The sequence below is a fragment of the Streptomyces sp. NBC_01426 genome (assembly GCF_036231985.1).
In the GTDB taxonomy this organism is placed as follows: Bacteria; Actinomycetota; Actinomycetes; order Streptomycetales; family Streptomycetaceae; genus Streptomyces.
This window is the reverse complement of record NZ_CP109500.1, coordinates 3,670,068-3,695,793: the sequence shown is the minus strand read 5'-3', so window position 1 is coordinate 3,695,793 and position 25,726 is coordinate 3,670,068. Positions and strand designations below refer to the sequence as shown.

Genomic DNA, 25,726 nt, shown 5'->3' with positions numbered 1-25,726 from the left:
GCCCATGAGTACCCCCGAAGAACAGCAGCGCAGGCAGCGACAAGAGCAGGAGCAGGCGCAGGAGCAGCAGCACGATCCCTACGATCCGTACGGGACGCAGACCTGGCAGTCCGACACCTGGGACACCGGCTACCAGCCGGTGCAGCCGCATCTCGGCGGCGTTCAGGGCCAGGCCGGGCAGCAGCCGGCGCAGCCCGTGGCCCCCGAGGGCTGGTTCCGTGAGGAGGCGCCCGCGGCGCCCGCGCAGGAGTGGGCGGAAACGTCGTACCTGCCGCCGTACCAGGAGCCGTACCAGGAGCAGCCGCAGCAATCCCAGCAGCCGCAGCCGTCGCAGGGGCAGCAGTTCCAGGCCCAGCAGCAGCCCCAGCCGTCGCAGCAGGCGTCGTACGGGCAGCCCGTGGCGCCCGAGGGCTGGTACCGCGAGGAGGCCCCGGCGGCGCCCGCGCAGGAGTGGGCCGATACCTCGTACCTGCCGCCCTACCAGGAGCCGTACCAGGAGCAACCGCAGCCGCAGCAGCCGCAGCAGTCGCAGGGGCAGCAGTTCCAACAGCAGCCCCAGCAGCCCCAGCCGTCGCAGCAGGCGTCGTACGGGCAGCCCGTGGCGCCCGAGGGCTGGTTCCGCGAGGAGGCCCCCGCGGCCCCGGCCCCCGCTCCCGCCCCGTCTGCCCCGTCCGGGCCCGGGTGGGCCGAGGAGACGGCGTACCTGCCGCCGCAGCCCGCGGAGCCGGCCGTCGAGGCCACCGCCTACCTGCCGCCGGTGTCGGCCGCCCCGGAGCCCCCTCAGGGCCCCCTGGACCCCGAGGCCGACGCGGGTGCACGGTCCGAGTACTCCCCGCCGACGCTCGCGGGCAACACGCTCCGCGCCGTCGACCCGGCGCAGGCCCGCGCCGAGGGCCGGTCGCCGATCATCGACCCCGGTCCGCAGTCGGCCATACTGACCGCCGCCCTCGGACTGCTGCTGGCCGCGGCCGCGGCCTTCGGGGACCTCGCGCTGCTCGTGCCGCTGATCGCCCTCCAGGGCCTCACCGCGGCCGGCTGGTTCCGCCTCAACGGCATGTGGCCCGCCCGTCAGGGCATCGCCCTGGCCTTCCTCGGCGCCGTGGCCGCGGACGCCGCCGTGCTCGCCGTGGACGACGTGAACGGGCCCGGCGCGATCGTCGGCACCCTCGGTGCCTGGGCGCTGCTCACGCTGGTGCTCCAGCTCCGCAGCCACGCGGACCCCGACGAGCGGATGTACGGGCTGATGGCCTCGGTGGCGTCCGCCGCCCTCGCCATCGTCTGCGCCGGGTACCTGGCCGCCGGCTCCGACGCCGTCAGCGTGGGCGGGGTCGCCGTGGCGGTCGCCGTCTTCGCCCGGGCGCTGCCGCTGCCCGCTCCGGCGTCCGTGGCGGTCTCGCTGGCCGCCGCGGCGGGCGCGGGCGTCGCGGTCGGCACGATGACGGACATCGGGACCGGCGGGGCGCTGCTCGGCCTGGCCGCCGGGGTGTGCGCCCTGGTCGGCCTGCGGGTGGCCGCGTACGACTACCCGTCGAAGTTCGTCCACATGACGGCCGGTGTCGCGTTGCCGCTGGCGGCGGCGGCTCCCGCCGTCTATCTGATGGGCCGGGTGGTGGGCTGACGTCGGCCGCACGTTCGACCCCTCCCTTTCCCCGCGTGGTCAACTAGAGCGCACGTACTGATCTATTGGGGGAGGGGCACGTGCGCTTTCTGCGGGCCATCGTCATCATCGGAGTGATCCTGGGGGCCCTGTTCGTGGGCGCCGACCGCTGGGCGGTCGACTACGCCGAGAACCAGCTGGCCGACAAGATCCAGTCCCGGCAGGGCCTGGCGGGCGATGTGGAGGTCGACATCCACGGCTTCCCGTTCCTGACCCAGGCGTTGGACCACCGACTGGAGCGGGTGGATCTGGTGCTCACGGGCGTGGACGCCTCCGCCGAGGGTCGCAAGGCGCGGCTGACGCGGCTCGAAGCCGCCTTCCACGACGTGAAGTTGAACAGTGACTACACCGGCGGCACGGCCGGCAGGGCCGAGGGCGAGGCCCTGGTCTCGTACGCGGACCTGACCGCGGCCTCGGAGACCGGGGTGACCGTCTCCTACGGCGGGCAGCCGGGCAAGGTGAAGGTCAGCGCGACGGTGGACTTCCTCGGCCGGAAGTTCACCCGCAGCGTGATCTCGACCGTCACGCTGGAGGACGGCAAGGACTCCTCGGGCGGCAAGATCGTCCGGGTGCGCGCCGAGGAGGTCCCGGGCGAGGGGATCCCGGGGATCGAGAAGGTCGTCCGCAAGAAGACCGACTTCGACCGCCGGCTCGACGCCGGTCTGCCGGCCGGACTGCAGCTCACCACCCTGACCTCGGACGAGGCGGGCGTGCACCTGGCGCTGACCGGCACGAACGTGTCGCTGGCCGGATCGTGAGACGGTGCGGTCCGCCCCTTAGGAGGGTGGGCCGCACGAAGAGCCCCGGAGGCCGCCAGAGCGGCCTGCCGGGGCTTTCTCGTCCGCCATTCGGACGATCCTGTCTCACGATATGACACACCGGTGACAGGGCGGTCGATTCGTCCCTACGATCCATGCCTATGAAGCATCAGCAGGCGGACCTCACGAAGCGGCGGGCAGTAGACCTGTGTCGCGTCGCCGCCATGCTCTGTCGATCCATGTGACGTGTGAGCGCATCCGCTCCACCGGCCGGACGACTGGCCTTCCCCGCGTGACCGCACCCCGCCTTCCGCTCGCCCGACGCCTCCCCGCCCGGGTACCGCGAGGCCGATCCGTCCGCGGCACGCACCCGCAGCACCATCCAGCAGCACCAGCACAGCCCCGCCGCACACTGCCCCGGAGGAGAACACCATGAGCCGCAGCGACGTCCTCGTAGACGCCGACTGGGTCGAGGCCCACCTGAACGACGCCGACGTCGTCATCGTCGAGGTGGACGAGGACACGTCCGCCTACGACAAGAACCACATCACCAACGCCGTGCGGATCGACTGGAAGACCGACCTCCAGGACCCGGTCCGCCGTGACTTCGTGGACCAGGAGGGCTTCGAGAAGCTCCTCTCCGCCAAGGGCATCTCCAACGACGACACCGTCGTCCTCTACGGCGGCAACAACAACTGGTTCGCGTCCTACGCCTACTGGTACTTCAAGCTCTACGGCCACCAGGACGTCAAGCTCCTCGACGGCGGCCGCAAGAAGTGGGAGCTCGACTCCCGCGACCTGGTCGACGGCAAGGACGTCCCGAACCGCCCGGCCACCCAGTACAAGGCCAAGGCCCAGGACAAGTCCATCCGCGCCTTCCGCGACGACGTCGTCGCCGCGATCGGCTCCCTGAACCTGGTCGACGTCCGCTCGCCCGACGAGTTCTCCGGCAAGCTGCTCGCGCCGGCGCACCTTCCGCAGGAGCAGTCGCAGCGCCCCGGCCACGTGCCGAGCGCCCGCAACATCCCGTGGTCGAAGAACGCCAACGACGACGGCACCTTCAAGTCCGACGACGAGCTGACCGCCCTCTACGAGGCCGAGCAGGTCGATCTGGCGAAGGACACCATCGCCTACTGCCGCATCGGTGAGCGCTCCGCGCTCACGTGGTTCGTGCTGCACGAGCTCCTGGGCCAGGAGAACGTCAAGAACTACGACGGTTCGTGGACCGAGTACGGCTCGCTCGTCGGCGTGCCGATCGAGCTCGGCGCCGCCAAGTAGCCCCTGCGGGCGCGCGGGGCCGCGCGCCCGCAGCACGTACGTACGACCCCTCCAGGACAGGACAGAGACATGTGTGGAGCAAAGACCGGCGGGCCCGACCTCGCCACCCTCAAGCCCGGTGAGACCGCCATCCAGGGCCAGGTGACCAAGGACGGCGAGCCCGTCGTCGGTTACGTGCGGCTGCTGGACTCGACCGGCGAGTTCACCGCGGAGGTCCCGACCTCCGCGACCGGCCAGTTCCGCTTCTACGCCGCCACCGGCTCCTGGACCCTGCGGGCACTCGTCCCGGGCGGCCAGGCGGACCGTGCCGTCGTCGTCGCGGACGCCGGCGGTGTGACGGACGTGGCGATCGCCGTCTGATCGCTCCACACGAGAACGGCCGGAGGGCCGCACCCCAGGGGGTTGGACGCCACTGGAACGGGGTGCGGCCCTTCGTGCCGTCCCGGCCCGTGCGCGAAGGCCCGCGCGAAGGCCGGCCCCGGACCCTGCGCGAAGGCCCGTCCCGGATCCTGCGCGGCGGCCGGTCCCGGACCTACGCTGGAGGCATGTACGCCCGGCGGCGCCGCGCCTACTTCCTCATGATGGGCGGCTGCCTTTTCCTCTTCGTCTCGGCCTGGTCCTTCGTACGGCTCTTCTCCGTGCCGGCCGCCGTGGCCATGTGCGTCGTCGCCATGGTCATTCCGCCGGTCGCCGCGATGATGGCGAACCGGCGCGGCCCGGACGACCGCTGGTGGGACGACCCCTCGGGCGACAAGAAGTCGGACGAGTGGTGGGACGAACTGGACGGGAAGCACCGCCGCGACGAATGACGCGCCCCGCCGACCGCCGGGCCCGCCACCGGTACGGCCCACCTCGCAGAGTGTGTCGGGCCCCGGGCCAGTAGGCTTGGGGCCGGCCCCGTACCTCCGGGGACTCCGTCCCGGGGGGACCCCCCGAACGCAACCTCCGAGGAGCACCTCCCGTGCTTGAGATTTTCTTCTCCGCCCTGCTGGTCCTGGTCTGCGTCGGCGTGCTCGCCTTCACCGCCCTGGCCGTGAAGAAGCTGTACCAGGGCCAGCGCTGACCCCCTGATCGGCAGCCGTCCCTCCCGGATCCCTCCCACAGATCGCCTGAGCAGCCATACATGATCCAGATCCCGTCCGACCTGAACCCGGGCCTCGTCCCGCTCGCCTTCCTCCTCGGCAACTGGGAGGGTGCGGGAGTCTTCGACTTCCCCGGCGAGGAGAAGTGCAACTTCGGCCAGGAAGTCGTCTTCAGCCACGACGGCCGGGACTTCCTGGAGTACACCTCCCACACCTGGGTGCTCGACTCCGAGGGCAACAAGGTGCGGCCGCTCGAATCCGAGTCCGGCTACTGGCGCATCGACAAGGACCGCAAGGTCGAGATCGTCATGGTCCGTGACCAGGGCGTCGTCGAGGTCTGGTACGGCGACCTCGCCGACCAGAAGCCGCAGATCGACGTCATCACCGACGCGGTGGCCCGCACGGCGGCCTCCGGCCCGTACAGCGGCGGCAAGCGGCTGTACGGCTACGTCAAGAGCGACCTGATGTGGGTCGGCGAGAAGTCCACGCCCGACGTCGAGCTGCGCCCGTACATGTCGGCCCAGCTCAAGAAGGTCGTCACCCCGGAGGAGATCGCCGACATGGCGCGCAACCTGCCGGACATGCCGGACGACGGCATCGCGTTCTTCCGCTGATCGGCCGTTTTCCACAGCCTGTGCGAGAAGGGGACCCCGGGACCGCCCGCGGTCCCTTTCGCGCGCTTACACTGGCCGGGTGGTGAGCACCGAGGGCACCGGGACCGCCGACGGCGGACTCGACTGGAAGAGCGACCTGCGGCAGCGCGGATACCGGCTGACCCCGCAGCGCCAACTCGTGCTCGAAGCGGTCGACGCACTGGAGCACGCGACCCCCGACGAGATCCTCGTCGAGGTCCGCAGGACGGCCTCCGGGGTCAACATCTCCACCGTCTACCGCACGCTGGAGCTCCTGGAGGAGCTCAAACTGGTCTCGCACGCCCACCTCGGACACGGCGCCCCCACCTACCACCTCGCCGACCGGCACCACCACATCCACCTGGTGTGCCGCGACTGCGCCGAGGTGATCGAGGCCGATCTGGACGTGGCCGCCGAGTTCACCGCGAAGCTCCGCTCGACCTTCGGCTTCGAGACCGACATGAAGCACTTCGCGATCTTCGGGCTCTGTGCGAAGGACGCCGCCAAGCACCGCGCCGCCGAGGCGTAGCGCCGCCGCGCGACACCCCGTGGGATCGGCGCGGCCGGGGTCGTACGCTGGTGACATGACCAGCAGCCCCTTGCTCCATCTCCCCGGCGCCGTACCGGCCGAAGGCCGCGACGAGGGCGTCGCCGCCCACTACGGAGAGCTGTACGGCGAACAACGCGCCCTCGCGGACGGCCGGGGGTTCGTCGACCTCTCCCACCGCGGTGTCGTGACCGTCACCGGCGCGGACCGGCTGAGCTGGCTGCACCTGCTGCTCACCCAACACGTGACCGACCTGCCGCCCGGCCAGGCCACCGAGGCGCTGATCCTCTCCGCCAACGGGCACATCGAGCACGCCCTGTACCTCGTCGACGACGGCGAGACGGTCTGGGCGCACGTCGAACCCGACACCCAGGAGGCGCTGATCGCCTACCTGGAGTCCATGAAGTTCTTCTACCGCGTCGAAGTAACCGACCGCACGGCCGAGTTCGGGGTCGTCCACCTGCCGGCCGGCTCGATCGCCGAGGTCGCCAAGGAACTCGCCGTCCGCGAGACCGCGCACGGCCGGGACGTCTTCGTGCCCCGCGAGGACCTGGAGGCGTTCGCCGCCTCGCACGGCCCCGCCGCGGGCCTCCTGGCGTACGAGGCGCTGCGCGTGGAGTCGCACCGGCCGCGCCTGGGCCTGGAGACCGACCACCGCACCATCCCGCACGAGCTGGGCTGGATCGGCACCGCCGTCCACCTCCAGAAGGGCTGCTACCGGGGCCAGGAGACGGTCGCCCGTGTCCACAACCTGGGGAAGCCCCCGCGCCGGCTGGTGTTCCTGCACCTGGACGGCTCCGAGGTGCTGCTCCCGGCGCACGGCACGCCCGTACGGCTGGCATCCGACGGCGAGGAGGGCCGGCAGCTGGGCTTCGTGACCACCGCCGTCCGCCACCACGAGCTGGGGCCGATCGCGTTGGCGCTGGTCAAGCGGAACGTCCCGCCGGACGCGGCGCTGCTCGTCGGGAAGACGGCCGCCGCGCAGGAGGTCGTCGTCGCGCCGTGACGGGCGCGTGCGCCGGTGCGGATCCCGCCGCCCCGACGAGGATCCCTACACGTCGATGACGAGGGTGAACGGGCCGTGGTTGGTCAGCGAGACGCGCATGTCCGCCCCGAACCGGCCCGTTTCCACCGTCGCGCCCAGCGCCCGCAGCCGCGCCACGACCTCGTCGACCAGCGGCTCGGCCACCGGGCCGGGCGCCGCCGCGTTCCAGGTGGGGCGGCGGCCCTTGCGCGCGTCTCCGTAGAGCGTGAACTGGGAGATCACCAGCAGCGGGGCGTTCACGTCGCTACAGGACTTCTCCGCCTCCAGGATCCGCACCGACCACAGCTTGCGGGCCAGCAGCTCCGCCTTCTGCGGGGTGTCGTCGTGGGTGACCCCGACCAGGACGCACAGCCCCTCGCCGACGATCTCCCCGACGGTTTCGCCGGCCACCACGACGCTCGCGCCGTCCACCCTCTGCACCACTGCTCGCATACCACCTGTGTATCAGGCGTGCACCCGTCCGGGGCCGATCGGGTGCAGTGGGACTGCATCCACACCACGGAGAGTGGCACGATGCACGCAGGCGGTGCCTCCGGCACCGGTCGAGGGGACGGACACGTTCACATGAATATCTCTGGTACCTCCGTACCTGCGCCCGCTTCGGCGACGACGGCGACGACCGCCGACGTCGCGGCGGCGGCGCTGAGACCGCCCGCGCAGCGCACCGGCGAGTCGCAGGGGCCGACCACCCCCGCCACCGCGCTCGGGCTGCCCGAACTGCGTGCCCTGCGCCGGGACGCGCAGCGCGACGAAGCCGATCTGAGCTACGTACGCAGACTCCTGCACGGCCGCATCGACATCCTGCGCGCCGAACTCGCCCGCCGCTGCGACCCCGAGGCGGCCCGGCGCGCGAACCCCGAGACGCCGGTGGTGGACCGGCTCTCGGAGATCCTCGCCGACGCCCCGTCCAGCCGCAGCGCCTCCGCCCGACACGTGACGCTGGCCGCCCCGCACAGCGAGGCGTTCCGGTTGCTGGAGGCCGAGATGCTCTGCGACGTGGAGCTGTCGGACCTGGGCGCCCGCACGGACGGCGAACTGCACGAGGCCATGGGCCGGCTGGTGCGCTACGAACAGCAGGTCTCGCGGCGCCGGCAGCAGTTGCAGCGCACCGCCGACGAGGCCGGCGCGGAGATCACCCGCCGGTACCGGGAGGGCGAGGCACAGGTGGACGACCTGCTGGCGTAGTCGTCGGGGCGCCGGGGCCGGCGGCGAGCGGGCCCTTCCGGGCGGCGGAAATTCAGGCGACGCGCCCGCGGCGGGGCGGTTAGCGTGGCCGGCCATGAGCACCGACGTCCGGCCGATCGCCGCCTCCGAACTCCCCGACTGGCTCCGAGCCTTGAACACCGGCTTCCTCACCACCGCCCCGGTCACCGACTCCGACGTCGACCAACGCGCCGAGTACGGCGACCTGGCCCGCACCCAGGGCGCCTTCGACTCCGAGACCGGCCGCTGCGTCGCCACCTTCCGGTCGTTCCCGCAGGAGCTGACCGTCCCCGGCGGGGCCGTCGTCGCCGCCGACGCCGTTTCCAACGTCACCGTGTCGCCCACGCACCGCCGCCGGGGCCTGCTGACGCGGATGATGCGCGCCGACCTGACGGCCGCGAAGGAGCGCGGCGACGTGCTGTCCACGCTGATCGCCGCCGAGTACCCGATCTACGGACGGTACGGCTACGGGCCCGCCGCCTCGATCGCCGAGTGGGAGATCGAGGTGGCCCGCACCGGCCTGGATCCGCGGTGGTCCGGGCCCGGTGACGGCGGCCGCGTCGACCTGGTGGACGCGGCCGAGGCCCGCCGGATCGGCGCCGCCCTGCACGAGCGGCTGCGCGCGCACGCGCACGGCACCATCAACCGCGACGAACGCTGGTGGAACCTGGCGTCCGGCACGGAGCAGATGTCCCACCGCCCCTACAAGGAGTCGTTCCACGCCGTCCACCGCACGGCCGACGGCGAACCCGCCGGGATCGCCGTCTACCGGGCCGACGACCAATGGAGCGACGCGAAGCTCCCGCAGAACACCGTGCAGGTCAAGGACCTGATCGCGGTCACCGCCGACGCGCAGCGGGCCCTGTGGCACTTCCTGTGCTCCATCGACTGGGTGCAGAAGGTCCGCACCGGCTACCGGGCCCCCGACGACCTCGCCCCCCTGCTGCTGCCCGATCCGCGGGCCGCGCGCCTGGTGACCGCCGCCGACTTCCTGTGGGTGCGGCTGCTCGACGTCGTACGGGCACTGAGCGCGCGGACGTACGCCGTGCCCGGGGTCCTCGTCCTGGAGGTCGCCGACGCGGCGGGCCTGGCCGACGGGCGCTACCGGCTCGACACGGGCACCGGCGCCTGCGCCCGTACGGAGGAGCCCGCCGACCTGCGTCTCGACGTGTCCGCGCTGGGATCCCTGTACCTCGGCGACGAGTCGGCGGTCCGGTTGGCCGCGCTGGGGCAGGTCACGGAGGAACGGCCGGGGGCGCTCGCGCTCGCGGACGCGGCCTTCCGCACCGCTCGCCGGCCGTGGTGCCCGGACGTCTTCTGACCGGCCCGTTCCCGTACCCCGTCAAGGACATGGAGATCACGGTGCGCGACGGCCGTATCGTCGCAATCGACATCCCGGCGGATCCGGCACGGCCGGAGACCCTGGACGTCACCGGATGGGAAACCGAGGGCTGAGGTACGTGGCAACACTCGTGGAACGCCTGCGCGCGGCCGGCTGTGTCTTCGCGGAGGAGGAGGCGGACCTGCTGACGGCCGCCGCGCGGGACGACGGACACCTGGCGGGCATGCTGGCCCGCCGGGTCGCCGGCGAGCCGCTGGAGATGGTGGTGGGCTGGGCCGACTTCTGCGGCCTGCGGATGGAGGTGGGCGAGGGGGTGTTCGTACCGCGCCGGCGCAGCGAGTTCCTCGCGCGGGAGGCCATGGCGCTCGCCCGGCCCGGCGCGGTGGTCGTCGACCTGTGCTGCGGCGTGGGCGCGCTGGGCGCGGCCGTGGCCTCGCAGGTCCCGGGCGTCGAGCTGCACGCGTCGGACATCGACGAGGTGGCCGTCGACTACGCCCGCCGGAACGTGGCCCCGTACGGCGGGAGCGTCCACCGGGGCGACCTGTACGCGGCGCTGCCCGAGGACCTCGCGGGGCGGGTGGACGTCCTGGTGGTCAACGCCCCCTACGTGCCCACCGAGGAGATCGGCCTCCTGCCGCCGGAGGCCCGCGAACACGAACCGCCGGCCACCCTGGACGGCGGCGCCGACGGTCTGGACGTCCACCGCCGGGTCGCGGCCGGGGCGCTGCGCTGGCTGGCGCCGGGCGGGCACCTGCTGATCGAGACGAGCGCCCGGCAGTCCCCGGTGACGGCGTCGGCGCTGGCGGCGGGCGGCCTCACGGTACGGGCGGTCGGCTCGCGGGAGCTGTATGCGAACGTGGTGATCGGCGCCCGACCGGGCGCCTGAACGGCCCGTCGTTCCAGGGGAGTCGACGGACGGGCGGGCCGACGGGGGAAGGGACGCGCGGTGGACCACGGGGCCCGGCAGGCGGATCGTTTCGAGGAGCACCGGCCGAGGCTGCGCGCGGTGGCCTACCGGATGCTCGGCTCGGTCAGCGAGGCCGATGACGCGGTCCAGGAGGCCTGGTTGCGCCTGGACCGCACCGACGCCGACGCCATCGAGAACATGGCGGCCTGGCTGACCACGGTCGTCGGCCGGGTGTGCCTGAACATGCTGCGCTCCAGGGCGACCCGCCGCGAGGACCCGCTGGAGTCCCGGACCCCCGACCCGATCGTCAGCGGCGAGGACGGTCTCCACCCGGAACAGCAGGCCCTGTTGGCGGACTCCCTGGGCCTGGCCCTGCTGGTCGTCCTCGAATCGCTGGCGCCGGCGGAGCGGCTCGCGTTCGTCCTGCACGACATGTTCGCCGTGCCCTTCGACGAGATCGCCCCGATGATCGAGAAGACCCCCGCCGCGACCCGGCAGCTCGCGAGCCGGGCCCGCCGCCGGGTGCGCGGCAGGGCGCCCGCCCCCGACCCGGACCTCGGGCTCCAACGCCAGGTGGTCAGCGCCTTCTTCGCCGCGGCGCGGGACGGCGACTTCGAGGCGCTCGTCTCGGTGCTCGACCCCGACGTGGTCCTGCGCTCCGACGGCGGAGTGACGCGCGCCCGCCACACGCTGGTGTTCAACGGCGCCCGCACGGTGGCCTCGCAGGCGATCACCTTCGGTTCCCTGTCGCCGTTCGCCCGCCCCGCGCTGATCAACGGGACGGCCGGCGTCATGGTCGTCATGGACGGCCGCCGCCTGTCGTTGATGGCCTTCACGGTCGTCGGCGGCAGGATCGTCGCCATCGACGTCCTGGCCGACCCCGAACGCCTGAGCGCCCTCGACCTGAGCGCCCTCGACCTCTGAGTCACGGCCCCGGCCGGGTGCCGTCCCTCACCCGGTGGGAGCTATTGCAAGCGTCTGCTTGCAATAGTTAGCAAGGTGCGGCAGGATCGGGGCATGGCATCGCTCAACGTCGGGAACCTCGGCGAATACCTCCGTGAGCAGCGGCGGCAGGCCCAGCTTTCGCTGCGGCAACTGGCCGACGCCGCAGGGGTGTCGAACCCGTACCTGAGCCAGATCGAGCGCGGGCTGCGCAAGCCGAGCGCGGACATCCTCCAGCAACTGGCCAAGGCGCTGCGGATCTCCGCGGAGACGCTGTACGTGCAGGCCGGAATCCTGGACGAGCGCGATCGGGACGAGGTCGAGACGCGGGCCGTCATCCTCGCCGACCCGTCCCTCAACGAGCGGCAGAAGCAGGTGCTGCTCCAGATCTACGACTCGTTCCGCAAGGAGAACGCGCCGGCCGCGGCCGCCGCCGACGCCGCCGCGACGGTCGATGCCGACGACGAGCCGCCCCATACGAACCGACTGTGATCCGGGAGGACCAGCACATGGCCATCGCCGATGACCTGAAGAAGACCCTCACCGACCCGACCCCGCTCTACTTCGCCGCCGGCACCGCCGACCTCGCGGTGCAGCAGGCCAAGAAGGTGCCCGGGCTCATCGAGCAGCTGCGCGCCGAGGCCCCCGCCCGCATCGAGGCCGTGAAGAACACCGACCCGAAGGTCGTCCAGGAGAGGGCCAAGGGGGCGCAGGAGGCGGTGACCGCCAAGGTCGCCGAGGTCTTCGGCGCGATCGACCCGAAGAAGCTGGGCGAGACCGCCCAGGACCTGGCCCTGCGCGGCGTGGGCGTGGCCGCCGAGTACGCGGTGCGCGCCAAGGAGACGTACGACAAGGTCGCCGAGCACGGCGAGCAGGCCGTACGGGCGTGGCGCGGTGAGCTGACCGACGAGATCGTCGACATCGCCGAGGTCGTGGAGCCGGCGGCGCCCGCGAAGACGGAACCGGTCGCCGAGCCGGTGGCCGCCGACGCCTCCGCCGAGGCCCCCGCCGAGGAGAAGCCGGCCGCGCGGAAGACCACTGCGCGCAAGAGCACCGTGAAGAAGACGGCGGTCGCCGCGACCGGCGACGAGAGCTGATCCGACCGATCCGACGCATGACGGACCGGGCACCGGGAAGGTGTCCGGTCCGTTGTCATGGGTGAGGGCCGGCTTCCCCGGTAGCGTGGGGGCGAACGGCATCAGAAGCGGAAGAAGGTGGTCGAGGCGATGTTGATGAACGGTTTCGACAACGGGGTCATCCCGTTGCTCGGGTTCGCCATGCTGGCGCTCGCCGTCGTGGCCTTCGTGTTCGCGCTGATGGCGCGCGACGACGCGTACCGGGCGGCCGACAAGAAGACCAAGACCTTCTGGCTGGTCATCCTCGGCATCACGATCCTCGTGGACTTCTTCCTCGGGATGCTGTTCCTGGAGATCGCCGGCCTGGTGGCCACCATCGTCTTCCTGGTCGACGTCCGACCGGCCCTCAAGCAGGTGTCGGGCGGCGGTCGGCGCAGCGGCGGCAGCAGCAGCGACGGCCCGTACGGCCCGTACAACGGCGGCCGGTAGCCTCCCGCGCCGAGGACCGGGCGTCCCCCGCGCGGAGGAGGGGCTCAGCCCTCCGCGCGGGAGAGCAGGACCACGGCGACGTCGTCGGTCAGCTCGCCGCCGTTGAGGCGCCGGGCCTCGGTGACGGAGGCCTCCAAGAGGCTCTCACCGCTCAGCCCCTGATCCAGGTGCCGGTTGATCATCTCGACCATTCCGTCCTGTCCGAGCCGCTCCTTGCCCGCGCCGATCTTCCCCTCGATGAGGCCGTCGGTGTAGAGCATGAGGCTCCAGGTGCCGCCCAGCTCCACCTGGCGGCGGGGCCAGCGGGCCTTGGGGAGCAGCCCGAGCGCCGGCCCGCTGTTCTCGTACGGGAGGAGCCGCGCGGCCCGACCCGGCCGGGAGATCAGTGGCGCCGGATGGCCCGCCAGGCAGAGGCCGGCGCGCCGGCCGTCCGGGGCGATGTCCACGGTGCACAGCGTCGCGAAGATCTCCTCGCAGGGGCGCTCCACCTCCAGCACCTCCTGGAGGGTGGCCAGCAGATCGTCCCCGCACAGTCCCGCGAGGGTCAGCGCGCGCCAGGCGATGCGCAGCTCGACACCGAGGGCCGCCTCGTCGGGGCCGTGGCCGCAGACGTCGCCGATCATCGCGTGCACGGTGCCGTCGGGGGTGCGGACCGTGTCGTAGAAGTCCCCGCCGAGCAGGGCCCGGCTGCGGCCGGGCCGGTAGCGGGCGGCGAAGCGGAGGTCGGAACCCTCCAGGAGGGGGTTCGGGAGCAGTCCGCGTTCCAGGCGGGCGTTCTCCTGGGCCCGGAGCTTCGATTCCGCGAGCTTGTACTGGGCTATGTCGGCCCGTTTTCTCTCCACGGCGTAGCGGATGGCCCGGCTCAGCAGCCGGCCGTCGAGCTCGTCGCGGAAGAGGTAGTCCTGGGCGCCCACCCGTACCGCCTCGGCGGCGTGTTCCGCGTCGGCCTCGGCGGTCAGCACCAGCACGGCGTGCCGCGGGGCGAGCCGCAGGACCTCGCGGAGCATGGCAAACCGGTCGTCGGCGGCGCCGGGGCCCGGGTTCGCGAGCGACAGGTCCAGCAGGATGCAGTGCACGTCGGGCGTGAGCAGCCGGGTGGCCTCGGTGAGGTTGCGGGCGGTGCGCAGCCGTATGCGATGGCCGTCGGCGTCGAGTACCTCGGGCACGGTGAGGCCGCCCGCGGGATCGTCCTCGATGACCAGGAGGGTCAGGGACGTCTGCGCGGGTACGGGGACGGGGATGGTGGTCGGGACGTGCTCGACGGCGGTGGCCAACAGGGCCTGGCCGCCCTCCGTGGCGGGGTTCTCCCTCTGCCGCGGTATGGGTACGGGCATCGTCTCCGGTTCCTTCCCTCCCCCCGAGGGTGCGCTCATGCGCTCGACCCTAGCGGGCCGGAACGGGAGAGCGGAATGGCGTTCCGGTGGAGGTCCCGGGGAGGGCCTCCGTCATATGCCGTTATCGCGGGGGAAATGCGGGCTGATGGGATGACCAAGCTCACGGCGGGAGAGCCGAAGTCCCGCCTGCCGAGACGGCCGGATGTGGGCTTCACCACCCGTACCAGGTGAAAGCCGCCCACACGAAGGCCGCCGACCCGGCCCGGCACCCGCCCGGGGCCCGGCCCGGCAAGGCGCGCGCCCGCACGCCCCCCCCGCCTCGGGAACCCCCGCGTCCCGCGCCCCGCGGCTACGCGTCCGGGCGGACGACCGCCTTGATCGGCATCGAGCCCGCGCCCGCCATCGTCACGTTCCGGCCGGGGCGCGGCGCGTGGACCATGGCCCCGTCCCCGACGTACATCCCGACATGGCTCGCGTCGTCGAAGTAGATGATCAGATCGCCCGGCCGCATGTCCTTCACCGCGACCTTCCGCAGCCGCAGCTGTTCCTGCGAGGTCCGCGGGATGGCCTTCCCCGCCGCCAGCCAGGCCTGTGAGGTCAGGCCCGAGCAGTCGAACGACCCCGGACCCGTGGCGCCCCACACGTACGGCTTGCCCATCTGGGCCGTGGCGAACTGGACCGCCCGCTTGCCCGCGTCCGTCGCCTTGCCGTTGACGTCCTTCATCGCGCCGGACGACAGCCACTGCGTCTGCGCCTTGTACTGGGCTTCCTGCTCCAGCTGGAGCAGCCGGGCCTTCTCCTCGGCCGCCAGCTTGCTCTCCAGGTCCTGCGCGGCCTTGATCTTCTCCTCGATCCGCTTCTTGGACTTCTCGCGCTCGACCCGGTTCGTCTCCAGCTTCTGCCAGACCGTGCTCGCGTCCTTCGCGTACCGCTGGAGGTCGTGCTGGGTGCGGTCGAGCTCGGTCAGCAGGTCCGTGGTGGCCTTCTCGCCCTGCCGCAGCCGGTCCTTGGAGTCCAGGAACTGGCTCGGACTGTCGCTCAGCACCAGCCGCGCGCCCGCCGGCAGTCCGCCCGAGCGGTACTGGGCCCGGGCGGCGGCGCCGGCCCGGTCCTTCAGCCCGCTGATCCGCTCCCGGCCGGCCACGATCAACTGCGCGATCTGGACGATCCGCTCCGACTGGACCTTCGTCTCGCTCTCCGCGAGGTTGTAGGCGTCCGTGGCGCTTCCGGCCTGGCGGTACAGATCCTCTATCTCCTTGCGGATCTGCTCCAGGGACTTGGCCCCCGGTTCGGGCGCGGGCGCCGCCGGCGCTCCGGGCACGGAGGGAGCCGCGGGCGCCGCGTACGCCGTCCCCGAGAGTCCGAGGCCCGGGGCCGTCAGTATCGCCATCGCGCACAGCAGTGTGAGAGCGGATGCGCCCCGTCGGTGCGCTCGCTTCACGGTCCCCATGGTCCCCCCAGGTGCCCCGCGTCAGACCGGTGTCATCCCACATCAGATCTGACTATTCATCAGTAACTTGGCACTGCCTTCGGGATGGTGCCACGAGTCCGTGAATTCCGACACCCTTGCGGATGCCCCCCTGATCATCACCGGCCACGTCGCGCCCGCCCCTGCCGACTCAACGGGCCGCTCCGGGCACGGGTTCCCCGACACGCGAGGTTCACCCCGAAGGGCGCAACGCCTCCCACCGCACCGTCAGTTCCCCCTGCCTCCACCGCACCGGCCCGTCCGCCAGCGGCCAAGTCCCGGCCAGCGCCCGGGCCGTGCGGATCCAGCGCTGCCGCGCCCCGTACGAGGCGTAGGGGGCCGCCGCCGCCCACGCCCGGTCGAAGTCGCGCAGGAACGCGTGCACCGGCTCACCCGGGACGTTCCGGTGGATCAACGCCTTCGGCAGCCGCTCGGCCAGGTCCGACGGCCGCTCCAGCGACCCCAGCCGGGTCGCGAACGTCACCGTGCGCGGCCCCTCCGGACCGAGCCCGACCCACACGTGCCGGCGCCCGATCTCGTCGCAGGTCCCCTCGACGAGCAGCCCGCCGGGGGCCAGCCGGGCGCACAGCAGCCGCCACACCTCCTCGACCCGCTCCTCGTCGTACTGCCGCAGCACGTTCGCGGCGCGGATCAGCATCGGTGCCTCGCCGCCGTCCAGGGGCACCTCGAAGCCGCCGTGCCGGAAGGCCAGGCCCTCCCGCTCGTACGGCTTGGCACCCGCCACCCGGGCCGGCTCGATCTCGATGCCGACCACCCGCACGGCGGGGGCCGCCGCCCTCAGCCGCGCCAGCAGTTCCACCGCCGTCCACGGCGCCGCCCCGTAACCGAGGTCGACCGCGACCGGGGCCGTCGCCCGCCGCAGCGCCGCCCCGTGCGTCGCCGCGATCCAGCGGTCCATGCGACGCAGACGGTTCGGGTTCGTCGTCCCGCGCGTCACCGTGCCCACAGGGCGTCTCGGGGGCGGCGGGGTGCTGCGGGAGGCCATGCGCCGAGCGTATGCGGAGCGCGCACCCAACATAAAAATCCGGCAAACGACCGAGGAAAACGGCGCCCCCCGGAATGCGGGGCACCGCCGTACGGGTTGCACTGCTGGAAGAGCGCCGCCCGCGCTCCGTTCGCCATGCCGTCCGCGCGGCACCCGGTGTACGCGTCGTACGAGTCGCCCGAGTCGTCCGAGCGAGAGGAACTGCTCCCTTGAGCCAGTACGTGTCCCGCCTCGGCGGCAGCATCAGCGGTCGGATAGCCGCCGCCCGCAGCACCCGTCACGACCCGCCGCGCCTGCGCCTCCCGGCCGTCGGCCACCACCGCAAGCCGCGCCGCGTCGCCATGCTCAGCGTGCACACCTCACCGCTGCACCAGCCGGGGACCGGCGACGCGGGCGGGATGAACGTGTACATCGTCGAGCTCGCCAAGCGCCTCGCCGCGATCAACATCGAGGTCGAGATCTTCACCCGGGCCACCACCGGAGGGCTTCCACCGGCGGTCGAGCTGGCCCCCGGCGTCCTCGTACGACACGTGGACGCGGGCCCCTACGAGGGCCTCGCCAAGGAGGAGCTGCCGGCGCAGCTGTGCGCCTTCACCCACGGCGTGATGCAGGCCTGGGCCGGGCACCGCCCCGGCTACTACGACCTCGTCCACTCCCACTACTGGCTCTCCGGCCACGTCGGGTGGCTCGCCGCCGAACGCTGGGGCGTGCCCCTCGTCCACGCCATGCACACCATGGCCAAGGTCAAGAACGCGGCGCTGGCCGAGGGCGACACGCCCGAGCCGGCCGCCCGCGTCATCGGCGAGACCCAGATCGTCTCCGCCGCCGACCGGCTGATCGCGAACACCGCCGAGGAGGCGGACGAACTCGTACGGCACTACGAGGCCGACCCCGGGAAGGTGGCCGTCGTCCACCCCGGCGTGAACCTCGACCGGTTCACCGTCGGCGACGGCCGCGCCGCCGCCCGCGCCCGCCTCGGGCTGCCCCAGGACGCGGTCATCCCCCTCTTCGCGGGCCGCATCCAGCCCCTCAAGGCCCCCGACGTCCTGCTGCGGGCCGTCGCGGAACTGGTGGACCGGGATCCGACGCTGCGCGGGCGGCTCTTCGTCCCCGTCGTCGGCGGGCCGAGCGGCAGCGGGCTCGCCAAGCCGGAGGGCCTGCAGAAACTCACGGCGAAACTCGGCATCGCGGACCTCGTGCACTTCCAGCCGCCGGTCGCGCAGGACCGGCTCGCGGACTGGTTCCGCGCGGCCTCCGTGCTGGTCATGCCCTCGTACAACGAATCCTTCGGGCTCGTCGCCCTGGAGGCCCAGGCCACGGGCACGCCCGTCCTGGCCGCCGAGGTCGGCGGCCTGCCGGTGGCCGTCAACGACGGGGTCACGGGCATCCTCGTACCCGGCCACGACCCGGTGGACTACGCCCGCGAGCTGCGGCGTTTCGTGGACGACCCGGGGCTCACGGACCGGATGGGCGGCGAGGCGGCCCGGCACGCGCAGTTCTTCGGCTGGGACACCGCGGCCGCCGGCACCGCCGACGTCTACACCGCGGCCATGCATGATCATCGCCGTCGCGTACGCTCCCACCATGGCTGACACCGCCGCGATCATCGAAGCCACGCTGAACGGCGCCGAGCTGGGCTGGGAGAACCCGGACCCGGGCACCTACGTCGTCCAGCTCCCCGGCACCCGCAAGCTCTCCACGACCTGCTCGCTGCGGGTCGGCAAGCACTCCCTGTCGGTCAACGCCTTCGTCATCAGGCACCCCGACGAGAACGCGGCGGGCGTCCACCGCTGGCTGCTGGAGCGCAACCTCAAGCTGTACGGCATGGCCTACGCCGTCGACCGCCTCGGCGACGTGTACCTGACGGCCCGACTCCCGCTGTCCGTGGTCACCCCGGACGACCTGGACCGACTCCTGGGCACCGTCCTGGAGGCGGCGGACGGCGCCTTCAACACCCTGCTGGAACTCGGCTTCGCGAGCGCCATCCGCCGCGAGTACGAATGGCGGGTCTCCCGCGGCGAACCGACCTACAACCTCGACGCCTTCAAGCACCTGACCCGCCCGGAGTGACGCCCCGCGCGACCCGCTGACGCCCTGCGCGACATCGCGCCTTCGAGCAGGGGGCCTTCGAGCGGCGGAGCCTTCGCGCGGGGGCCGCGTCAGAGTTCGGCCGGCGTCGCGGCCGGTGTCCGCTCCGGCGTCGGCGCCTGGACCACCGAGGCGGGCTGAGCCGCCGGCACCTGGGCCGGGACCGGGGCCTCGACCACCGGGACAGCCGGCGCCGCCGCATCGCCCACCTCGGGCAGGTTGCGCATCAGCAGCCAGTAGCCCAGCGCCGCCACCGTGCCCAGACCGGCCGTGCCGGCCCACAGCCACGACGCCCCGAACCGGTCGATCGTGAACCCCGCCATCAGGGGCGCGACCAGCGAGGCCACGGCCCAGGACAGCGTGTACATGCCCTGGTAGCGGCCCCGGCCGTGCAGCGGGGACAACCGGGCGACCAGCCCCATCTGGGTCGGCGAGTTCACGATCTCGGCCAGCGTCCACACGCACACGGCCAGCCCCAGGCTCCACACGGCCCCGCCGAAGGCCGTCAGCGCGAACCCGTACCCGGCCAGCAGCGCCGACAGGACCAGCAGCATCTGCGGGTCCCGGTGCTCGATGAACCGGGTGACCGGGATCTGGAGCAGCACGATCAGCACCCCGTTCACGGCGATGACGAGCCCGTAGTCACCCGTGGAGAACCCGGCCTCGCCCATGGCCAGCGGCAGTCCGAACGACCCCTGCATGAAGATCAGCGAGATCAGGAACGACAGCCCGACCACACCCATGAACCGGCCGTCCCGCAGCACCGTCCCCATCCCGATCTCGGGCTCGGCCGCCGCCTTCTCCGCGGCGCTCTTCTCCGGCCGGGACTCGGGCAGCTTCACGAACACCAACACCGCGCACACCAGGGTCAGCGCGGCCTCGCCCAGGAACCCGGCGAGGTAGCTGTACTCGGCGATGAACCCCGCCACCGTCGCGGACACGGCGAAGCCCAGGTTGATCGCCCAGTAGTTCAACGCGAACGCCCGGACCCGGTCCTCCGGCCGCACGATGTCCGCCATCATCGCCTGCACCGCCGGCCGCGAGGCGTTCGAGGTCATGCCCACGAGCAGGGCCACCGCGGCGATCGCCGCCGGGTGTTCCATGAAGCCCAACAGCACCACCGAGAACGCCGTCGACGCCTGCGCCGCCACCAGCGTCGGCCGTCGCCCCAGCCGGTCGGTCATCACCCCCGCGACCAGCGAGGACATCACACCGCCCAGCCCGTGCAGGGCCACCACCAGACCGGCGAACGAGCCCGAGTAGCCCCGCTCCAGGGTCAGGTACAACGTCATGAACGTGGCGACGAAGGCCCCGAGCCGGTTGACGAGGGTGCTCGTCCACAGCCACCAGAACGCGCGCGGAAGACCCCCCACGCTTTCCCGGGCAATCCGCGTCAAACGGCCTGTGAACATACGGATTCCCCCAGGAGATGTAAGTGCCTCTACGGCTTTCCGCATGCTACGAACGCCCGTGGTGCCCCGCCAGTCAATTGACGCCGAGCGTCAAACGAGGCCCTCCGGAGGGCCGAACGAGAGGGTCCTGCGGCCCGTACGAAAGGCCCCCGATCCCCCTGGCACACCGCGCGCGAGCGCCCCGAGGCGTCCATTAGGCTCGTACGCATGGCCGACGCACCGTACAAGCTGATCCTCCTCCGTCACGGCGAGAGCGAGTGGAACGCGAAGAACCTGTTCACCGGCTGGGTGGACGTCAATCTCAACGAGAAGGGCGAGAAGGAGGCGGTCCGCGGCGGTGAGCTGCTCAAGGACGCCGGCCTGCTCCCCGACGTCGTGCACACCTCGCTCCAGAAGCGCGCGATCCGCACCGCGCAGATGGCGCTGGAGGCAGCCGACCGCCACTGGATCCCCGTCCACCGCTCCTGGCGCCTGAACGAGCGCCACTACGGCGCCCTCCAGGGCAAGGACAAGGCCCAGACCCTCGCCGAGTTCGGCGAGGAGCAGTTCATGCTGTGGCGCCGCTCGTACGACACCCCGCCGCCGGCCCTCGAAGACGGCACGGAGTACTCGCAGTCCGAGGACCCGCGCTACGCGACCATCCCGCCGGAGCTGCGCCCGAAGACCGAGTGCCTCAAGGACGTCGTCGTCCGCATGCTGCCGTACTGGTACGACGGCATCGTCCCGGACCTGCTCGCCGGCCGCACCGTCCTGGTCGCCGCGCACGGCAACTCGCTGCGCGCCCTGGTCAAGCACCTGGACGGCATCTCCGACGAGGACATCGCGGGCCTCAACATCCCGACCGGCATCCCGCTCGCCTACGAGCTGGACGCCGAGTTCAAGCCCCTCAAGCCGGGCGGCACCTACCTCGACCCGGCCGCCGCCGCGGCCGCCATCGAGGCCGTCAAGAACCAGGGCAAGAAGTAACCCCCACGCACGAACCAGCCCCCACCCGCCGATACCTGGCGGGTGGGGGCTTCTCGTTGGGCCGGGGCCGGGCGGCGCCGGAGGGATGGGCAGGTCACGTCGGCCACGCCGGCGAACACACCGAACCGCGCGTAGGGCCCCCTCCGACGGGATCGGACGGGGCCCTCGCTTACGTGCGTACGTGCGGGCGGCGTCAGCCGCCGCACTGGCAGGGGGCGCCGGACTGGCAGCCGCAGCCGCAGCCCGAGCCGCACCCACAGGCCGCGAGCAACGGCAGGCGGAGCGGTTCCCGGGGCTGCGGCTGCTCGTGTTCCGGGGTGATGGGGACGGGGGAATCGGACATGGATCCTCCTCGCAGGCGGCGTGCGCACAGGTCGTCGTCGTACGGCGTGGTGCCTTCGTGCCTTCGCCTCATTCATGCCCAGCCGCACCGGCGCGTCAACGGCGCATTGGGGCTCGCCCCGATCCGCCCGGCGCCCGCTCCGACCCGCGAGGACCCCCGCTCCGACCCGCGAGTACGCCCGCCCCGACCCGCGAGGACCCCCGCCCCGACCCCGTCCGACGCGTCACACGCGTCAGACGCCCTCCACCTGCGTCGGCTGCTGGAGCTCGTCCGCGTGCTCGCCCGTCACCAGGTACACGACGCGCTTCGCGACCGACACCGCGTGGTCCGCGAACCGCTCGTAGTACCGGCCCAGCAGCGTCACGTCGACGGCCGTCTCGATGCCGTGCTTCCAGCGGTCGTCCATCAGGTGCTGGAACAGCGTGCGGTGCAGCTGGTCCATCTCGTCGTCGTCCTGCTCCAGCTGGAGGGCCAGGTCGACGTCCTTCGTGATGATGACCTCGGCCGCCTTCGCCATCAGGCGCTGCGCCAGCTGACCCATCTCCAGGATGGTCGCGTGCAGGTCACGCGGTACCGCCGTGTCCGGGAAGCGCAGCCGCGCCAGCTTCGCCACGTGCTGCGCCAGGTCGCCGGAGCGCTCCAGGTCGGCGCTCATCCGCAGCGAGGTCACGACGATGCGCAGGTCGGTGGCGACCGGCTGCTGCCGGGCCAGCAGGGCGATGGCCCGCGCCTCCAGGTCGTGCTGGAGGTCGTCGACCTTCTGGTCCCCGGCGATGACGCTCTCGGCCAGCTTCAGGTCGGCGTCGAGCATCGAGGTCGTGGCCCGCCCGATCGCGGAACCGACGAGCCGGGCCATCTCGACCAGGCTTTCTCCGATCGAGTCCAGTTCCTCGTGGTACGCGTCGCGCATGGTGGTCCCTCTCTCGACTGCTCGCCCGCTGATGTCGCGGGCTCTTACTACTACTGCCCTATCGCTGCGTGGCTTCTTGCCTCACGTTGCCACGGTGGGCCTCGAACGCGTCCGACTCCGGCACCGCAAGTGAATCAACCCCGTCGCCAGGGTGAACTCTGGGCGACGAGTGTTCGAGCTGCCACCCGAACGGCTGTGGAAGTGTCGTTGCACCTGCTTAACCTGGGTGCATGGACGTGAACGCGGCGGTCGCCGCAGCTGCAGCGATCGCCGGTCTTTGCACCGGTGTGATCGCGATGCTGGCGTTCCGCTGGAGCGAGCGCGACCAGGCCCGCCCCACCCGGAGCTCCATGCGCCCCGACATCAACGCGGTGCTCCCGCCCGGCGTGGACACCGTGCTCTCCGTGCTCCGCTCCTCCGCCGTCGTCCTCGACGAGGGCGACGCGGTGGTCAAGGCCAGCTCGGCGGCGTACGCCCTGGGGTTGGTCCGCGGCGGCAAGCTCGCCGTGGAACCCATGCTCCACATGGCGCGCGACACCCGCCGGGACGGCGAGATACGACAGATCGAACTGGACCTGCCCCGCCGCGGCACCGGCCGCGGCGAGGCCCTCGCGGTCTCCGCCCGCGTGGCACCGCTGGGCTCCCGCCTGGTGCTGCTGCTCGTCGAGGACCTCACCGAGGCCCGCCGCATCGAGGCGGTGCGCCGCGACTTCGTCGCGAACGTGTCGCACGAGCTGAAGACCCCCGTCGGGGCGATCTCCCTCCTCTCGGAGGCGGTCATGGACGCCTGCGACGACCCCGAGGCGGTCAGCCGCTTCGCGGGCCGGATGCAGATCGAGTCCACCCGCCTGATCAACCTCGTACAGGAGCTCATCGACCTCTCCCGGGTGCAGAACGACGAGGCCCTGGAGGACGCGGAGCCCGTGCGGGTGGACACCCTCGTGGCCGAGGCCATCGACCGCTGTCGGCACACGGCCACCTCCAAGCAGATCACCATGGCCGCCGGCGGCACCGCCGAACTGCGGGTGTGGGGACATCGGGGGCAGCTGGCGGCCGCCCTCGGAAACCTGGTGGAGAACGCCGTCAACTACAGCCCGGCCCGCACCCGCGTCGGCATCGCCGCGCGCCGGGTCACCGCGCCGGGAGGAGACTTGATCGAGATAGCCGTGACCGACCAGGGCATCGGCATCCCGGAGAAGGACCGCGAGCGTGTCTTCGAGCGCTTCTACCGCGTGGACCCGGCCCGCTCCCGCGCCACGGGAGGAACCGGACTGGGCCTCGCGATCGTGAAGCACGTGGCGGCATCGCACGGCGGGGAGGTGTCGGTGTGGAGCTCCGAGGGCCAGGGCTCCACGTTCACCCTGCGCCTGCCCGAAGCGGCCGCGCAGGCCCCTGCGACGGCCCCCGCACCCGCCCGACCCCTGCTTGAAACAGAAACAGCCATCCCTGCCCCGGAGGTCCTTCCGTGACCCGAGTGCTCGTCGTCGAGGATGAGGAATCCTTCAGCGACGCCCTGTCCTACATGCTCCGCAAGGAGGGCTTCGAGGTCGCGATCGCCGCGACCGGGCCCGACGGGCTCGACGAGTTCGAGCGCAACGGCGCCGACCTCGTCCTCCTCGACCTGATGCTCCCCGGCCTGCCCGGTACCGAGGTCTGCCGGCAGCTGCGCGGCCGTTCCAACGTCCCCGTGATCATGGTGACCGCCAAGGACAGCGAGATCGACAAGGTCGTCGGGCTGGAGATAGGAGCCGACGACTACGTCACCAAGCCCTTCTCCTCGCGGGAGCTGGTCGCCCGCATCCGCGCGGTGCTCCGCCGCCGCGGCGAGCCGGAGGAGGTCACCCCGGCGGCCCTGGAGGCCGGTCCGGTACGGATGGACGTCGACCGGCACGTGGTCACCGTCTCCGGCGGCAAGGTGGACCTCCCGCTCAAGGAGTTCGACCTGCTGGAGATGCTGCTGCGCAACGCGGGCCGCGTACTGACCCGCATGCAGCTCATCGACCGGGTCTGGGGCGCCGACTACGTCGGGGACACCAAGACCCTCGACGTCCACGTCAAGCGCCTGCGCGCCAAGATCGAGCCGGACCCGGGCGCCCCGCGCTACCTGGTCACCGTGCGCGGCCTGGGCTACAAGTTCGAGCCGTAGGCCGGCGCCGCCGATCCGACCCGGGTCGGATCGCACCACGGGAAGGGCCCCCGACCGCCGGAGCGGTCGGGGGCCCTTCCCGTACGTACGTCGTGACGGCCGGGGCTCAGTGCCCGGCGCTCTGCGACGGGGAGCCCGAGGGCTTGCCCGAGGCGGAACCGGAGGGGGTGCCCGCGGCGGATCCGGAGGGACCACCGGAGGGGGTGCCCGAGGGGGACCCGGAGGCGGACCCGGACGGGGAGGCCGACGGGCTCGGCGCGGCGACCGGGGCCACGGTCGGGCCGTAGCCCGCGTACATGCCCGCGGCCGGGACCACGAAGGCGTCCAGCGCCACGTCTCCGGTGCTGCTGAGCTGGAAGGTGACCTTTTGGACGTTGCCGTCCTCGACTGCCTCGCGGCCGCCCACGACCACGGCGGAGGCGTTGCCCGTGCCGCCCAGGACGACGGAGCCGCCGGCCGGCACGGTGATCTTGCCCGCGCCCTCGGCGTTCTTCAGGACGACCTTGCTCTTGCCACCCGCGAGGGTGATGCCGTCAAGGGTCTGCGCCTGGGTGCCGGTGTTGAAGACCGTCGCCGAGACGGCCGCCGGGCCCTTCTTGTCCTGCTCGCTCTGGGTGATCACCAGGGCGTTCTGGATCTTGATGTCGCCCTTGGTGATGGCGGCGTTGTCCGGCTTGATCTCGAGGGTCTGGGCGTTGTTGCCCGCTCCGCATGCGGCGAGCGCAGCGATCGAGAAGACGACGGCGGTAGCGGCGAGGGCGCCGCGTCGAAGGCTGCGGCTCACGGCGGCGGCAACTCCTTGGACGTTCGGACGGAGGGTGGACGCCCCCAGCCAGTGCGCTGGGAGGTTCCCCCTGGGGCGGCTGAGGTAAAGCCGTCCTAAGGGTGTGTCAGCGCGCTTAGGTTACCGAGCCGCCGCCCCGCCCCCGCACCCGACCCTCCGCAGGGCGCCGGCCGCCCTGCGTCGGTTCGGCGATCACCCCGCGATCTTCGGGGGATCCGTCCGTGATCTCGCATTCCCCATATCGTGCGCGGGCCGTTCGGTGATCAATTCCGGGAATCCTTCGAACACCCCTCGATGATCAATTCGGGATT

At 72.2% G+C, this 25,726-nt stretch carries 29 protein-coding genes; 21 read left to right on the top strand and 8 right to left on the bottom strand.

The features are described from left to right. The first annotated feature begins 4 nt into the window (after positions 1-4). The 9 genes from OG906_RS16290 (at position 5) to ygfZ (ending at position 6,960) form a co-directional block, all read left to right on the top strand. Entirely contained in the window at positions 5-1,618 is a 1,614-nt protein-coding gene (locus tag OG906_RS16290; protein WP_329443564.1) for a hypothetical protein, read from the top strand. An 80-nt stretch (positions 1,619-1,698) separates the two neighbouring features. Then, positions 1,699-2,415 carry an LmeA family phospholipid-binding protein gene (locus tag OG906_RS16285; protein WP_267801254.1) on the top strand — a complete coding sequence of 239 codons (717 nt, stop codon included), beginning with the start codon at positions 1,699-1,701 and terminating at the stop codon, positions 2,413-2,415. Between the two features lie 155 nt (positions 2,416-2,570). After that, positions 2,571-2,660 carry an Ms5788A family Cys-rich leader peptide gene (locus OG906_RS43620; RefSeq protein ID WP_353962230.1) on the top strand — a complete coding sequence of 30 codons (90 nt, stop codon included), beginning with the start codon at positions 2,571-2,573 and terminating at the stop codon, positions 2,658-2,660. 187 nt (positions 2,661-2,847) lie between these two features. Next, positions 2,848-3,693 (top strand): sulfurtransferase, encoded by an 846-nt coding sequence (locus OG906_RS16280; RefSeq protein WP_053680791.1) that lies wholly within the window; start codon positions 2,848-2,850, stop codon positions 3,691-3,693. Between the two features lie 69 nt (positions 3,694-3,762). Then, positions 3,763-4,053 (top strand): DUF1416 domain-containing protein, encoded by a 291-nt coding sequence (locus OG906_RS16275; protein ID WP_053680793.1) that lies wholly within the window; start codon positions 3,763-3,765, stop codon positions 4,051-4,053. 185 nt (positions 4,054-4,238) lie between these two features. After that, complete coding sequence (locus OG906_RS16270) at positions 4,239-4,502, top strand: DUF3099 domain-containing protein (protein ID WP_267801255.1); 264 nt, start codon at positions 4,239-4,241, stop codon at positions 4,500-4,502. 314 nt (positions 4,503-4,816) lie between these two features. After that, positions 4,817-5,389 carry an FABP family protein gene (locus OG906_RS16265; protein ID WP_329443559.1) on the top strand — a complete coding sequence of 191 codons (573 nt, stop codon included), beginning with the start codon at positions 4,817-4,819 and terminating at the stop codon, positions 5,387-5,389. Between the two features lie 79 nt (positions 5,390-5,468). Continuing rightward, positions 5,469-5,936, top strand: coding sequence for a Fur family transcriptional regulator (locus OG906_RS16260; protein WP_267801257.1), 468 nt, complete (start codon positions 5,469-5,471; stop codon positions 5,934-5,936). 19 nt (positions 5,937-5,955) lie between these two features. After that, positions 5,956-6,960 (top strand): CAF17-like 4Fe-4S cluster assembly/insertion protein YgfZ, encoded by a 1,005-nt coding sequence (ygfZ, locus tag OG906_RS16255; RefSeq protein WP_329443557.1) that lies wholly within the window; start codon positions 5,956-5,958, stop codon positions 6,958-6,960. 45 nt (positions 6,961-7,005) lie between these two features. Here ygfZ and dtd read toward each other — a convergent pair whose 3' ends face one another. Then, positions 7,006-7,431, bottom strand: a complete 426-nt coding sequence (gene dtd, locus OG906_RS16250) for a D-aminoacyl-tRNA deacylase (protein ID WP_267801259.1) — start codon at positions 7,429-7,431, stop codon at positions 7,006-7,008. A gap of 132 nt (positions 7,432-7,563) precedes the next feature. Here dtd and OG906_RS16245 point away from each other — a divergent pair, with 132 nt between their 5' ends. The 7 genes from OG906_RS16245 to OG906_RS16215 all read left to right on the top strand — a co-directional run bounded on the left by OG906_RS16245 (position 7,564) and on the right by OG906_RS16215 (position 12,958). Beyond that, entirely contained in the window at positions 7,564-8,184 is a 621-nt protein-coding gene (locus OG906_RS16245) for an RsiG family protein (protein WP_267801260.1), read from the top strand. Between the two features lie 94 nt (positions 8,185-8,278). Beyond that, the gene (locus OG906_RS16240) at positions 8,279-9,523 is read left to right on the top strand and encodes a GNAT family N-acetyltransferase (protein WP_329443554.1); all 1,245 of its coding nucleotides are present in this window, start codon (positions 8,279-8,281) and stop codon (positions 9,521-9,523) included. 115 nt (positions 9,524-9,638) lie between these two features. Continuing rightward, positions 9,639-10,430 (top strand): putative protein N(5)-glutamine methyltransferase, encoded by a 792-nt coding sequence (locus OG906_RS16235; protein ID WP_329443552.1) that lies wholly within the window; start codon positions 9,639-9,641, stop codon positions 10,428-10,430. Between the two features lie 60 nt (positions 10,431-10,490). Further along, complete coding sequence (sigJ, locus tag OG906_RS16230; protein WP_329443550.1) at positions 10,491-11,375, top strand: RNA polymerase sigma factor SigJ; 885 nt, start codon at positions 10,491-10,493, stop codon at positions 11,373-11,375. A gap of 93 nt (positions 11,376-11,468) precedes the next feature. Continuing rightward, on the top strand, positions 11,469-11,885 hold the full coding sequence (locus tag OG906_RS16225; RefSeq protein ID WP_329443548.1) for a helix-turn-helix domain-containing protein: 417 nt from the start codon (positions 11,469-11,471) through the stop codon (positions 11,883-11,885). A gap of 17 nt (positions 11,886-11,902) precedes the next feature. Then, positions 11,903-12,490, top strand: coding sequence for a hypothetical protein (locus tag OG906_RS16220; RefSeq protein ID WP_329443546.1), 588 nt, complete (start codon positions 11,903-11,905; stop codon positions 12,488-12,490). Between the two features lie 129 nt (positions 12,491-12,619). Beyond that, positions 12,620-12,958, top strand: coding sequence for a DUF2516 family protein (locus tag OG906_RS16215; protein WP_267801267.1), 339 nt, complete (start codon positions 12,620-12,622; stop codon positions 12,956-12,958). A 44-nt stretch (positions 12,959-13,002) separates the two neighbouring features. Here the strand turns inward: OG906_RS16215 and OG906_RS16210 are convergent, their stop codons facing one another. From OG906_RS16210 to OG906_RS16200, 3 genes are all read right to left on the bottom strand, one after another. Next, entirely contained in the window at positions 13,003-14,292 is a 1,290-nt protein-coding gene (locus OG906_RS16210; protein WP_329443544.1) for a PP2C family protein-serine/threonine phosphatase, read from the bottom strand. Positions 14,293-14,641: 349 nt separating this feature from the next. Further along, a complete protein-coding gene (locus OG906_RS16205) occupies positions 14,642-15,742 on the bottom strand; it encodes a C40 family peptidase (RefSeq protein WP_329443543.1) in 1,101 nt (366 codons plus the stop codon). A gap of 211 nt (positions 15,743-15,953) precedes the next feature. Beyond that, the gene (locus tag OG906_RS16200) at positions 15,954-16,766 is read right to left on the bottom strand and encodes a class I SAM-dependent methyltransferase (RefSeq protein ID WP_329443541.1); all 813 of its coding nucleotides are present in this window, start codon (positions 16,764-16,766) and stop codon (positions 15,954-15,956) included. Positions 16,767-16,975: 209 nt separating this feature from the next. Between OG906_RS16200 and mshA the strand changes: the two genes are divergently transcribed. Together mshA and OG906_RS16190 are read left to right on the top strand one after the other, a co-directional pair. Continuing rightward, positions 16,976-18,358 (top strand): D-inositol-3-phosphate glycosyltransferase, encoded by a 1,383-nt coding sequence (gene mshA, locus OG906_RS16195; RefSeq protein ID WP_329443538.1) that lies wholly within the window; start codon positions 16,976-16,978, stop codon positions 18,356-18,358. After that, positions 18,351-18,836, top strand: coding sequence for a YbjN domain-containing protein (locus tag OG906_RS16190; RefSeq protein WP_267801270.1), 486 nt, complete (start codon positions 18,351-18,353; stop codon positions 18,834-18,836). The genes mshA and OG906_RS16190 overlap by 8 nt, the downstream gene beginning before the upstream one ends. Positions 18,837-18,925: 89 nt before the next feature. Here OG906_RS16190 and OG906_RS16185 read toward each other — a convergent pair whose 3' ends face one another. Next, on the bottom strand, positions 18,926-20,266 hold the full coding sequence (locus OG906_RS16185) for an MDR family MFS transporter (protein WP_329443536.1): 1,341 nt from the start codon (positions 20,264-20,266) through the stop codon (positions 18,926-18,928). A 207-nt stretch (positions 20,267-20,473) separates the two neighbouring features. On the opposite strand from OG906_RS16185, the gene OG906_RS16180 reads away from it, so the two are divergent. Further along, the gene (locus tag OG906_RS16180) at positions 20,474-21,232 is read left to right on the top strand and encodes a phosphoglyceromutase (RefSeq protein ID WP_329443534.1); all 759 of its coding nucleotides are present in this window, start codon (positions 20,474-20,476) and stop codon (positions 21,230-21,232) included. A 193-nt stretch (positions 21,233-21,425) separates the two neighbouring features. On the opposite strand, the gene OG906_RS16175 is transcribed toward OG906_RS16180, so the two are convergent. Together OG906_RS16175 and phoU are read right to left on the bottom strand one after the other, a co-directional pair. Next, on the bottom strand, positions 21,426-21,575 hold the full coding sequence (locus OG906_RS16175) for a hypothetical protein (protein ID WP_199826583.1): 150 nt from the start codon (positions 21,573-21,575) through the stop codon (positions 21,426-21,428). 232 nt (positions 21,576-21,807) lie between these two features. Next, entirely contained in the window at positions 21,808-22,485 is a 678-nt protein-coding gene (phoU, locus tag OG906_RS16170; RefSeq protein WP_267801273.1) for a phosphate signaling complex protein PhoU, read from the bottom strand. A 230-nt stretch (positions 22,486-22,715) separates the two neighbouring features. On the opposite strand from phoU, the gene OG906_RS16165 reads away from it, so the two are divergent. Both OG906_RS16165 and OG906_RS16160 read left to right on the top strand, forming a co-directional pair. Continuing rightward, positions 22,716-23,954 carry a sensor histidine kinase gene (locus OG906_RS16165; RefSeq protein ID WP_053680830.1) on the top strand — a complete coding sequence of 413 codons (1,239 nt, stop codon included), beginning with the start codon at positions 22,716-22,718 and terminating at the stop codon, positions 23,952-23,954. Continuing rightward, a complete protein-coding gene (locus tag OG906_RS16160) occupies positions 23,951-24,631 on the top strand; it encodes a response regulator transcription factor (RefSeq protein WP_030009598.1) in 681 nt (226 codons plus the stop codon). Before OG906_RS16165 ends, OG906_RS16160 begins: the two co-directional genes overlap by 4 nt. A 106-nt stretch (positions 24,632-24,737) precedes the next feature. Here the strand turns inward: OG906_RS16160 and OG906_RS16155 are convergent, their stop codons facing one another. Then, positions 24,738-25,415: a DUF461 domain-containing protein gene (locus OG906_RS16155; RefSeq protein WP_329443528.1), complete on the bottom strand. Its 678-nt coding sequence runs from the start codon at positions 25,413-25,415 to the stop codon at positions 24,738-24,740. Positions 25,416-25,726 lie beyond the last annotated feature (311 nt).